The organism is Microbacterium sp. P5_B6 (assembly GCF_056400345.1).
Genome location: NZ_JBFULL010000006.1, coordinates 12,654 through 23,958, shown reverse-complemented (window position 1 = coordinate 23,958; position 11,305 = coordinate 12,654). Strand labels below are relative to the sequence as shown.

General features: G+C 68.5%; 8 protein-coding genes, 1 tRNA gene and 1 pseudogene. 7 read left to right on the top strand and 3 right to left on the bottom strand.

Annotated elements, in window-relative coordinates; genetic code table 11:
• Positions 1-96 precede the first annotated feature (96 nt).
• Positions 97-1,008: a LacI family DNA-binding transcriptional regulator gene (locus AC1DP3_RS09525; protein WP_477292925.1), complete on the top strand. Its 912-nt coding sequence runs from the start codon at positions 97-99 to the stop codon at positions 1,006-1,008.
• Between the two features lie 91 nt (positions 1,009-1,099).
• Positions 1,100-1,252, top strand: a pseudogene (locus AC1DP3_RS09520) (helix-turn-helix domain-containing protein); the annotation flags it as partial.
• A gap of 169 nt (positions 1,253-1,421) precedes the next feature.
• On the opposite strand, the gene AC1DP3_RS09515 reads toward AC1DP3_RS09520, so the two are convergent.
• Positions 1,422-1,512: transfer RNA gene (locus AC1DP3_RS09515), tRNA-Ser, on the bottom strand.
• A gap of 64 nt (positions 1,513-1,576) precedes the next feature.
• Positions 1,577-2,584 carry a LacI family DNA-binding transcriptional regulator gene (locus AC1DP3_RS09510; protein ID WP_477292924.1) on the bottom strand — a complete coding sequence of 336 codons (1,008 nt, stop codon included), beginning with the start codon at positions 2,582-2,584 and terminating at the stop codon, positions 1,577-1,579.
• A 142-nt stretch (positions 2,585-2,726) separates the two neighbouring features.
• Between AC1DP3_RS09510 and AC1DP3_RS09505 the strand changes: the two genes are divergently transcribed.
• The 4 genes from AC1DP3_RS09505 to rhaS are packed head-to-tail and all read left to right on the top strand — an operon-like array spanning position 2,727 to position 7,453.
• On the top strand, positions 2,727-4,253 hold the full coding sequence (locus AC1DP3_RS09505; RefSeq protein WP_477292923.1) for a sugar ABC transporter ATP-binding protein: 1,527 nt from the start codon (positions 2,727-2,729) through the stop codon (positions 4,251-4,253).
• On the top strand, positions 4,250-5,287 hold the full coding sequence (locus AC1DP3_RS09500) for an ABC transporter permease (RefSeq protein ID WP_477292922.1): 1,038 nt from the start codon (positions 4,250-4,252) through the stop codon (positions 5,285-5,287). The genes AC1DP3_RS09505 and AC1DP3_RS09500 overlap by 4 nt, the downstream gene beginning before the upstream one ends.
• The gene (locus AC1DP3_RS09495) at positions 5,284-6,357 is read left to right on the top strand and encodes an ABC transporter permease (protein WP_477292921.1); all 1,074 of its coding nucleotides are present in this window, start codon (positions 5,284-5,286) and stop codon (positions 6,355-6,357) included. The genes AC1DP3_RS09500 and AC1DP3_RS09495 overlap by 4 nt, the downstream gene beginning before the upstream one ends.
• Positions 6,358-6,406: 49 nt before the next feature.
• Positions 6,407-7,453, top strand: a complete 1,047-nt coding sequence (rhaS, locus tag AC1DP3_RS09490; protein ID WP_477292920.1) for a rhamnose ABC transporter substrate-binding protein — start codon at positions 6,407-6,409, stop codon at positions 7,451-7,453.
• Positions 7,454-7,611: 158 nt separating this feature from the next.
• On the opposite strand, the gene cofD is transcribed toward rhaS, so the two are convergent.
• Positions 7,612-8,595 (bottom strand): 2-phospho-L-lactate transferase, encoded by a 984-nt coding sequence (cofD, locus tag AC1DP3_RS09485; RefSeq protein WP_477292919.1) that lies wholly within the window; start codon positions 8,593-8,595, stop codon positions 7,612-7,614.
• A gap of 406 nt (positions 8,596-9,001) precedes the next feature.
• Between cofD and AC1DP3_RS09480 the strand changes: the two genes are divergently transcribed.
• On the top strand, positions 9,002-11,212 hold the full coding sequence (locus AC1DP3_RS09480) for a PEP/pyruvate-binding domain-containing protein (protein WP_477292918.1): 2,211 nt from the start codon (positions 9,002-9,004) through the stop codon (positions 11,210-11,212).
• The last annotated feature ends 93 nt before the right edge of the window (positions 11,213-11,305 follow it).

Here is an 11,305-nt window from a genome sequence, read left to right as displayed (position 1 = left end):
GGGGATGCGGTGACACTGCAGGACACTCCAGCCAAACGGGTGACGGCGGCCGATGTTGCCCGGTCACTGGGGATATCGCGAGCGACCGTTGGTTTCGTGCTCAACGAGACCCCGGGACAGACGATCTCTGCCGCTACGCGCGACCGTGTACTGGCCGAGGCGAAGCGCCTCGGCTATCGGCCGAACAACGCCGCCCGCGCGTTGGCGAGCGGGCACAGCCGAATCATCCTTCTGGTGCTGCCGGATTGGCCGCTGGACTACAGCATGCGGGCGAACCTCGACGAGGCGTCGCTCGCGCTGGACGAAGCCGGCCATTCGCTYGTCACCATGACCCCTCATCCCGGGGGCCATGCTCTGCCACTGTGGGAAACACTTCGCCCAGACGTCGTCATGGGGATGATGCCGTTCTCGAGCCAGCAGCTCGAGCAGATCCGTGCGAGCGGCGTCCCCCACATCATCCCCAACATCAGCGCCGAGGAATTCACACCTGAACAGCAACTCGGGTTCGCCGCCGGACCCCGGCTGCAAGTCGCCCACCTCGTCGACCGAGGCAGGCGCCGCCTCGCCTTTGCCGGATCAACCGACCCCCGCATCGCCGACCTCGTGCAGCAGCGGCGCGCACTCGCCCAAGCGAGCGCGTTCGACCTGACCGGAGAACCGCTGCGCGCAGACGAAGACGTCACCGAAGCATCCGTCGCGCGAGCGATCGCCGAATGGGTCGATGCCGGGGTCGACGGAATCGTGGCGTACAACGACGACATCGCAGCGCTTGTCACCGGCGCTGCCGTCCGCGCCGGCATCCAGGTGCCCAGCACATTGGCGATCATCGGCCATGATGACACCCCGCTCGCGAAGCTCTTCGTGCCATCTCTTTCCAGCGTGCGCATCGACAGTGCGGGGCTCGGGCGCTACATGGCCCAACTCGCCCTCAGTGCGGCAACCGGTTCGCCCGCTCCTGCGGCGGGCCCGGAATCCGAAGCCGTGCTAGTAGCCCGGGAAACAACCTGACGACTGCGGGCGGCGACTGGCCCCCAAACCAACGTGTGTCTGGTTCAGCACATCGTGAACGGTTCTCTCAGGGCGGCGGGAGGCCCAGCGCCTCCTGATCACCACCGATCTGAACTCTGCGGCGATCTCGGCGAAGGCGGGATTCCACTCGCTCAGTTCGTACCACGACACGTTCGCCAAGATCTGCGGAACCACTCCGGGCAACTGGCGCGAGCTCGACGTCGGTGTCGGCGCCTCGCACTGAAGGTCGGCACCCCTACTTTGGGACAGCTACCCACCGTAGGGGGCCGGCAAGCCGCGTGATTCCGCGGATCTCCGACGGCTTGACAACAATCGAGAAGAGACCGGGAACGGAGTTGACAGTGCGATTGTCGCCGCTAACCAAGAAAACCCCTGATGAACAGGGGTTTTCATGGCGGTGACGGTGGGATTTGAACCCACGGTAGGGGGTTACCCTACACAACTTTTCGAGAGTTGCACCTTCGGCCGCTCGGACACGTCACCGCCGAAGAGTTTACGTCACCCCGGGCGGCATCGCGAATCGGCAGCCCTACAGCGCCAGCCGGCCTCACGCCTCGGTCGAGCCGCGGACGATGAGCTCAGGCTGGAACACCGTCTGCCTGGGCAGGCTCACCGGATCGGCGGCTTCCTCGAGCAGGATCCGGAGGGCCGTACGGCCGATCATCCGGCTCGGCTGCCGGATCGAGGTGAGCGGCACGACGGCAGCGGCGGCGAACGAGATGTCGTCGAAGCCGATGAGGGCGATGTCGTGGGGGACCAGCATCCGATTCCCCACCACGAGTGATTGCAGCAGCCCGAGAGCGAGCAGATCGTTGGCGGCGAAGATGGCGTCCGGTCGTTCGCGGGCGGGCCGGGCGAGCACCCGTGCGCCGACGGCGGCTCCTTCCTCCACGGTCATGGCGGTGGTCGCCAGCACCTCGAGCGCGACGCGCTCGGTCGCGTTCTCGGCCGCGACGCGCGCGCCGGCGAGCCGGTCGGTGACCTGGCGGATGTCGAGCGGTCCGCCGACGAAGGCGATGCGGCGCCGGCCGCCTTCGATCAGGTGCTCGACCGCCATCGTCCCGCCCACGACGCTGTCGACCGAGACGGATGAGAACTTGCCGTCCCCGCTGAAGCGATCGACGAGCACAGCGGCGATCCCGCGGCTGCGGAGGCGCTGCAGCCGTGTGGTGACATCCCCGTACGGCGCGATCAGCAGCCCCCGCACCTGCTGCTCCTCGAACAGATCGAGGTACATCTTCTCTCTGGCGACGTCCTCGTCCGTGTTGCCGTACAGGATCGCGATGCCGTGACGGGATGCTTCGTCCTCAGCGCCGCGGACGACCTCGTTGTAGAACGGGTTCTGACCATCGAGCACGACGAAGCCCACGGTCGTGCTCACTCCGGCACGGAGCTTGCGCGCCGCGTCATTGCGGACGTAGCCGAGGTCCTCGATCGCGCGCGTCACGCGATCGACCGACTCCTGCGACACCTCGTCCGGGCGGTTCAGCACGTTCGAGACGGTGCCCACCGAGACTCCGGCGCGGACTGCGACGTCTCGGATGCTTGCAGGCACGAACTGCTCCACTTCGTCGGGGTCACGATTCGGTCACCAGCGCTGGGCTGACTTGACCACTGTCACGAGCGTACCTAGAGTAGCCTGAAACCTCCTGAATCGATTCAGGTCACTTTCATGTTCACCTCGATGAGGAGGATCCGTGTCAACGGACCAGACACAGCAAGCGCACCCCGCGGCGCTGGAGCTTCGCCGGGTGGTGAAGTCCTTCGGGCCGGTGGTCGCCCTTCGCTCCGGCAGCCTCACGCTGCACCGCGGGTCGATCCACGCCCTCATCGGCGAGAACGGCGCGGGCAAGTCCACGCTCGTCAAGATCATCGCCGGCCTCTATCGACGCGATGCCGGCGACTTCCACCTGGACGGTGAGTCGGTCGACTTCACCAGCACCGCCCAGTCGAAGGGCGCGGGGATCGCGGTCATCTACCAGGAGCCGACGCTGTTTCCCGATCTGTCGGTCACCGAGAACATCTTCATGGGTCGCCAGCCCACCGGCCGCCTGGGTCGGATCGATCGCAAGGCGATGCGCGCGGAGGCCGTCGAGATCTTCGAGCGTCTCGGCGTCGCCCTCGATCCCGACCGGGTCACCGAGGGGCTCTCGATCGCCGACCAGCAGATCATCGAGATCGCCAAGGCCATCTCGCTCGATGCGCGGGTGCTGATCATGGACGAGCCGACCGCGGCTCTGTCGGGCGTCGAGGTGCAGCGGCTGTTCGCCGTCGCGCGAAGCCTCCGCGACGAGGGCCGTGCGCTCCTGTTCATCTCGCACCGCTTCGACGAGGTGTTCGACCTCTGCGACACGGTGACCGTGATGCGTGACGGCTCGTACATCGACACGACCGCCATCGCCGAGACGACTGTCGATGACCTGGTGCGCCAGATGGTCGGACGCGACGTCACCGAGCTCTTCCCGAAGCTTCCCGCCGAGGTCGGCGAGGTCGTGCTCGAGGTCGACGGACTCACCCGCGCCGGCGTGTTCCGCGACATCTCGTTCACCGTGCGCGCCGGCGAGATCGTCGGGCTGGCGGGACTCGTGGGCGCAGGCCGCAGCGAAGTCGCCCGCGCAGTGTTCGGCGTCGACACCTACGAGAGCGGCAGCGTCCGGCTGGGCGGGATGCCGCTCCCGAAGGGGGATCCCCGCAAGGCGACCGCGCGGGGCATCGCCCTCGTGCCGGAGGACCGGCGCAAGCAGGGCCTGGTTCTCGACGACGGCGTCTCGCGAAACATCACGCTCGCCATCCGCTCCAAGCTCTCGAAGTGGGGCCTCATCTGGGGCTCGCTCGAGAATGAGGCGGCGAAAATCTGGGCCAGCAAGCTGGAGGTGAAGACCGCAGCTCTGGATGCCGAGGCGGGCACCCTGTCCGGTGGCAACCAGCAGAAGGTGGTCCTCGGCAAGTGGCTCGCCACGGAGCCCAAGGTCCTCATCGTGGATGAGCCCACGCGCGGCATCGACGTCGGCACGAAGGCCGAGGTGCACCGCCTGATGAGCCAGCTGGCCCAGCAGGGAATGGCGATCCTCATGATCTCGTCCGAGCTCCCCGAGGTGCTCGGCATGGCCGACCGCGTCCTCGTCATGCGCGAAGGTCGCCTGACCGGCGAGTTCGCCCGCGCGGACGCAACGCCGGAAGCCGTCATGTACGCAGCGACCGCCGATGCGGAGGCCACCCGATGACCACCACAGCCACAACGGTGCAGCCGGGCTCGAGCGCGGCATCCAAGATCGTCCGGAATGTCGTCACCGCACGCGAGACCGGCATCCTGATCGCCCTCCTCGCGATCATCCTGTTCGCGACAGTGCGCAACCCGACGTTCCTCTTCTCGTCGGACGGCTTCCGCGACCTGCTGCTGACGCCCTCGCTCCTGCTGCTGGTCGCCGTCGGAGCGGCGATCGTCATCATCACCCGCAACGTCGACCTCTCGGTCGGCTCGATCGTGGGGCTGACCGCGTACCTCACCGGTCGGCTGTTCATCGACATTCCCGGCATCCCGGTCATCGGCGTCTTCGTCGGCGGCGTGGTGCTGGGCGGCCTGCTCGGCGCGATCAACGGCGGGCTGGTCGCCTTCGCCAAGGTGCCGGCGCTGGTGATCACGCTCGGCACGATGTACATCTACCGGGGCATCAACGTCGCGTGGACCGGCAGTGACCGGATCAACGCGTCCGACCTCCCGAAGGAGTTCCGCGGCCTCGGCACCGACCAGATCCTGGGCATCCCGATCCTGACGATCATCGCGTTCATCGTCCTGATCGTGGCCGCCTGGTGGCTGCGCAACCTCCGCAGCGGCCGCGAGCTGTACGCGATCGGGTCGGACCCCGCCGCCGCGCACCTCTACGGCTTGCGCACCACGCAGCGCGTCATCAGCGCCTTCGTCGTGAGCGGCGCGCTCGCCGGCCTCGCGGGAGTGCTGTACGCCGCCCGCTACGGCACGGTGAGTTCAGGCGCCGGCTTCGGCTGGGAGCTGCAGGCCATCGGCGCCGCGGTGATCGGAGGCGTCGCCATCTCGGGCGGCGTCGGCACGGTGTGGGGTGCCGCCATCGGCGCGTTCCTCCTCCTGACCATCAACCGCGCGCTGCCGATCCTCGGCATCGACGACTTCTGGCAGCGCGCCGTCGTGGGCGTCCTGATCCTCGGCGCCATCGTGCTCGACCGCGTCCTCGCGGTCCGGCAGCACCGACGACTGATCGCACAGAGGGAGGAGACGCGATGACCGCCGTCACCGAGACCGCGTCCACCCGGGTCTACAAGGCTCACGCGAAGCCCGCCTGGCGCCGCATCCTGCTCACCCGCGAAGCCGCGATCATCGCCATCCTGCTCGTCGTGATCGTCGTGGCGCTCGCCTCGGTGCGCAACTTCGACAGCCCGCTGACGGTCACGTACCTGCTTCGGGATGTCGCGCCCATCCTGCTGATCGCGCTTCCGATGACCCTCATCATCATCACCGAGGAGATCGACCTCTCGGTGGCGAGCATCGTGGGCCTCTCGAGCGTCATGACGGGCATCCTGACGCACGCCGGCATCCCCTTCCCGCTGGCGGCGCTCGCCGCCGTCCTCACCGGAGTCGTCGCGGGGGTCATCAATGGATTCCTCGTCACCGTGGTCGGGCTGCCCTCGCTCGCCGTGACGATCGGCACGCTGGCGCTGTTCCGCGGCATCGCCGTCGGGCTCCTCGGCACCACGGCCATCACCGAGTTCCCCGAGGAGTGGACCGATCTCGCCAAGGCGAACATTCCGGGAACCCCGGTGCCGGTCATCATGATCCCGTTCGTCGTCCTCGCGATCGTCTTCGCGGTCGTGCTGCACTTCACGCCCTTCGGCCGCTCGCTCTACGCAATCGGGCTGAACAAGGAGGCGGCGTCCTTCTCGGGCATCGACGTCGGACGCACGAAGTTCCTGCTGTTCGTCCTCAGTGGCACGGTCTCGGGCTTCGCGGGCGTCTACTTCACACTTCTCTACTCCAACGCCCGCGGCGACAACGCCATGGGCATGGAGCTGCAGATCATCGCGGCGGTGCTGCTCGGCGGCGTCTCGATCTTCGGCGGTCGCGGAGCGCTGCACGGCGTCATCGCCGGCGTACTGCTCATCGGCGTGCTCGGGTCGGCCCTGCGCCTGGCCGGCATCACCAGCGACGTCATCAACATCATCACGGGACTCCTGCTCGTCATCTCCGTGGTGTCCTCCAGCCTCCTCGCATGGCTTCAGCGCCGACGCGGCGCCGCCATCGGGAAGAGAAAAGGCCGGCGCGAAGCGCAGCTCGAAGCGTCTTCGTCGGCACGATAAACCACCGCAGTCACTGCACACCGCAACTGCACCAAGGAAGGAAACAATGATGTTCGGACTTCAGCGCAAGGGGCGCCTCGCGGTCGCTGCCACCGTGCTCGCCGTCGGCGCGCTTGCTCTCGCCGGCTGCTCAGGGGGCTCGGATGATTCGGGAGACGGCAGCGGCGGCGGAGGCGACTCGTCGAACCTGTCGATCACGATGCTGCCGAAGAACCTCGGCAACGCGTACTTCGACACCTCGACGAAGGGTGCGACCGAGGCGGCCGACGAGTTCGGCGGCACACTCGATGAGGTCGGCCCCTCGGAGGCGAGCCCGACCTCGCAGGTGCAGTACATCCAGACCGCCGCACAGCAGGGCGCGGGTGCGCTGATCGTGTCGGCGAACGACCCCGAGGCGCTCTGCGACGCTCTGGGTGAGGCGCGGGACGCCGGGGTGAAGGTCGTCACGTTCGACTCCGACACCAACCCCGACTGCCGTGACCTGTTCATCAACCAGGCCACCGCCGACGGCATCGCCAAGGTGCAGGTCGACCTGATCGCGGAGCAGATCGGKGATGCCGGTCAGATCGCSGTGCTKTCCGCRTCGGCGAACGCGACCAACCAGAACGCGTGGATCGACACGATGAAGGAGATGCTCGCCGCCGACCACCCGAACATCGAGCTCGTCGAGGTCGTCTACGGCGACGACGACGACCAGACCTCGTTCGACAAGACSGCGGCGCTGCTGCAGACCTACCCSGAGCTGAAGGGCATCGTCTCGCCCACGACCGTCGGCATCGCGGCGGCCGCGCGCTACCTCTCCACGTCGGAGTACAAGGGCAAGGTCGCACTGACCGGGCTCGGCACGCCGAACCAGATGCGCGAGTACGTCGAGGACGGCACCGTCACCGCGTTCGCGCTGTGGAACCCGGCTGACCTCGGCTACCTGGCCGCGTATGCCGCGCAGGCGCTGATCGCGGGTGACATCACCGGCAAGGAGGGCGACTCGTTCGCCGCCGGCAAGCTCGGCGACTACGAGGTCGGCGCTGACGGCGTCGTCCTGCTCGGCGAGCCGTACGTCTTCGACGCAGACAACATCGGCGACTTCGACTTCTGAGTCAATGAGCCGGGAACGCCCGGTCCGCTTCGTGCGGGCCGGGCGTTTCTCTGTTCCGGATGCCGCTCCCGCCGCCCGCGACGGCTTCGGGCAGCCTGGCGGTGAGCAATCCCTGAGCTCGGCCGCGAGCGTCGGCTCGGCTCCGGGCAGCCGCCAGGTCAGCCGTGAGTGAGCTCAGCCGCGAGCCGAAGGGCGTCGGCGGCGAGAGCGGCCGAGGTCTCGGCATCCCTCATCCACAGCGGAACCGCACGGGCGGCGATGCCCGCCCCCTCGATCGTGCCCACAGAACCCGCGTCCTCCTCGCCGACCAGCCACCCGTCGAGCATGCCGCCGGCCGATCGCGCGCCGTAGTGCAGCGCGACCGCCGCGGCATCGGTCTCGACGCCGATGGCGGTGAGGCACGCGTCGGCCATTCCGCGCACGGCTGCTCCGCCGATGATCGGCGAGACGCCGACGACGGGGGCGCGGCCGTTGCCGGCCGAGAGCACGGCGTCGCGCATGCCGGGGACAGCCAGCACCGGGCCGATCGAGACGACCGGATTCGAGGGTGCGAGCAGCACGACATCGGCCGCCGCGAGGGCTGCAAGTGCCCCGTCGGACGGGCGCGCGGCGGCGATGTCGTGCTGCTCGAACCGGGCGACGGGCAGCGATGCGCGGTGCCGCACCCACCACTCCTGGAAGTGCAGGCGCTGACCATCGGTGGTCACGACGTGGGTGTCGATCTCCTGGTCGGTCGCCGGATGCAGGGTCGCCCCGAGCTCCCAGCGCGTGCCGAGCCGCGCGAAGACCTCCGAGACGCTCCGGCCCTCGCGCAGCCACGCGGTGCGGGCGATGTGCGTCGAGAGGTCGAGGTCACCCAGCGTGAACCAATCGGGCGTCGCGTTCCACATGCGGAGCTCCGCCGAGACGCGCTCGGTCTCGTCCCGTCGGCCCCAGCCGCGCTCGTCGTCGTTCTGCCCGGCGAGCGTGTAGAGGATGCTGTCGTGGTCGGGCGAGATCCGCAGCCCCGAGACCCACCAGTCGTCGGCGGTGTTGACGATGACGTCGATCGACGCATCCGCTCCCGAGCGCTGCTCCTGCTCGCGCAGCCCCCGCACGTATCGAGCACACCCGACGCCCCCGCCGATCACCACATAGCGCATGGTCCAACGCTAACGGCGGCGATGCCGCACGCCTGCCACTGCCGCCGGGCGCGGCATCCGGTGCGCACAGCTGCGGGGATTTCGGGCGACACGCCGGCCGGGCCCCCGCGTGTCGCAAAGGATCCCCGCCGTTGCGTACAGGCTCCGGGGAGGCCGGCCCGCCGCATCCACCCGTCCAAGAAGCCCCGGGCGCGGCATCCGGTGTGCACAGCTGCGGGGATTTCGGGCGACACGCCGGCCGGGCCCCCGCGTGTCGCAAAGGATCCCCGCCGTTCGGTACGTGTCTCCGGCCCCGCCTCAGCTCGCCCGGTGTGCTGCCGGCGGTGCCCGGACGTTGACGTGGAGGCGTCTTCACCGCTTGCATCGGAACGTCGGCTTTCGGTCCGACTCATGGAGAGGTGCGACGATGACCGGTTTCCTTCCTCGCGCGGCGGACCTCGGGTCAGCGCAGGCTGACCCGACCGCGATCTCAAGGCAGGCCGCCGCCCCGGCACCCCAGGGCATCCGGTTCTCGGATCTGGCCGAGCTGGTCTCCCGGCTCCCGCTCGCTCTCGACCGCATCGACACGCTCGAGACCTTCCAGTCCATCTCCACGCTCGCGGGCGACCTCGTCGCCAATGGCCGAGTGGCGAAGTTCCTCATCGACCGTCGCAACCCCGCCACGCCCGCGGTGCGCTTCGTCAACGGCGGCTTCGAGGAGGACGGACGGATTCCGGATGCCGCGAAGTACCACTACTACTTCGGCCGGGCCGTGTTCGGCATCGGCGAAACGCTCGACGCGTTCAACGCCCTCACCTACTTCACCGAGGACAAGCGCTACATCGCGGGGAGCATCCGCACCTACCTTCTCGACGGTGCGAGCGAGCCGGTGTTCGGCCTGCAGTTCTATCCGCAGGACCTCATCCGCGAGCGTCTGATCATCGAGGCATTGCGGGTCGTGCGCGCCGAGATCGGCATCCCGAATCCGCGGTTCGCCTTCGTGCCGACCGGTGCGCAGCAGACGACGGCGACAGTCGCGGAGGATCTCGCGGGTCTCGAGGTCGAGGTGCTGCCGCTCGATCGGATCCTGGGCGCGGTCGATTACCTGCCGCTCAATGCGGGGGAGGCGTGGGGGCACCTGCGGATCTTCCCCGAAGACAACGACGAGCTGAGCGCGACCGACATCCCGGTGTTCGAGGAGCTGCCGCTCGACCTCTCGGTGGTCGCGGGCGTCTTCACGCGCGCCGTGCAGGACACCAACTCCCACGTCAACCTCAAGTCGAAGGAGCGCAACACTCCCAATGCGGTCCTCCGCAGTGCGGGGCCGGATCATCCGCGCCTGGCCCCGTTCGCGGGACGGCCGATTCACCTGATCATCCGCAAGGACGACTTCGTCATCGAGCCGACGACCGAGGAGGTCGTCGCGGCCAAGCTCGCCGAGCGGATGGACCGGCCGCTCCAGCCGCTGGAGTGGGATGCCGAGACCGAGCTGCGCTCGTACGACGAGCTCGCCGCCGGCACCACGCGTCAGGCTCGAGCCTTCGCGTCGCGGTACGGATCGAAGGCGGCGAACCTCGGGTTCCTCGCCCATCGCGAGGTGCTGGGAAGGATGAAGGATGCCGCCAGCCCCAGCGGTCAGCGCGGGTATGACCTCGTGCCGCACGGCTTCGCGGTGCCGCTGCAGGCGTATCGCGACTTCATCGACCATCCCCCGAACAGCGACGTGAAGGCCCTGGTCGAGGTGTTCGTGGCCGACGAGCAGGCGGGGCGCCTCTCGTCGAAGGACCGCGCCGAGCGCACGGAGGAGATCCGGGCGGGGTTCATGGCGGCATCCTTCCCTCCCGGTGCACTCGAGCGCGTGCGGGCGAAGCTCGAGGAGGTGCTGCCGGGGGTGAAGAAGGTCAAAGTGCGATCGAGCGCCAACGCCGAGGACATCCCCGACTTCGACGGCGCCGGCCTGCACGACAGCTACGCCGCCGATACGTCCAAGCGGGATCGCCCGATCGGCCCGTGCCTGGTCGAGATCGACGACTCGGACGGCGAGCTCAACCAGAAGGTCAAGCCGAAATCGCTCGGCTGCGCGATCAAGGGCGTGTACGCGAGCCTGTGGAACAAGCGCGCCGTCGAGGAGCGCTCCTTCGCCCGCATCGACCAGTCGACGATCGCGATGGGGCTCGCCGTCGTGCCCGCCTACGATTCGGATTCGGATGTCGCAGCCAACGCCGTCGTCGTCACGCGGGTGCTCAACACCGACCACGTGTTCGGCTATTCGCTGTCGGTCCAGGCGGGGAACAACCTGGTGACCAACCCGGATGCGGGAACGTGGTCCGAGGTGACGGTCGCCGCCTTCATCTCCGACGACGAGCCGACGAGCCTCACCACGACCCGCTACGCCAAGCCGACCCGTGAGACTCCGGAGCGCACCGAACGGGTGCTTCCCGATGAACGGATGCGGGAGCTCGTCGACCTCGCCCGCCGAGTGGAGCGGGCGTACTGCCGCGCGACCCGCGGCTACTACCGCAACTGCCGCATCGTCACGTCCGCCGCCGACAAGCCGCGCTCGCTCGACCTCGAGCTGAAGATCCTCGAGAACGGCCGACTGGTCTACAAGCAGGTGCGCGAGTTCGGCGGGCGCTGACCAACCGGACCGCTCGGCCTGTGTCGCCTGGGGGATAACCCGAAGAAATGACTCCGGGTGCCTCGGGCGCGCTCGCGAGCGCCCCGGCCTAGC

Bases quoted from the DNA above. Each gene is read 5' to 3' on its own strand.
- AC1DP3_RS09500 (WP_477292922.1), top strand. From the start codon at position 4,250: ATGACCACCACAGCCACAACGGTGCAGCCGGGCTCGAGCGCGGCATCC.
- AC1DP3_RS09495 (WP_477292921.1), top strand. From the start codon at position 5,284: ATGACCGCCGTCACCGAGACCGCGTCCACCCGGGTCTACAAGGCTCAC.
- cofD (WP_477292919.1), bottom strand. From the start codon at position 8,595: ATGCGCTATGTGGTGATCGGCGGGGGCGTCGGGTGTGCTCGATACGTG.
- AC1DP3_RS09480 (WP_477292918.1), top strand. From the start codon at position 9,002: ATGACCGGTTTCCTTCCTCGCGCGGCGGACCTCGGGTCAGCGCAGGCT.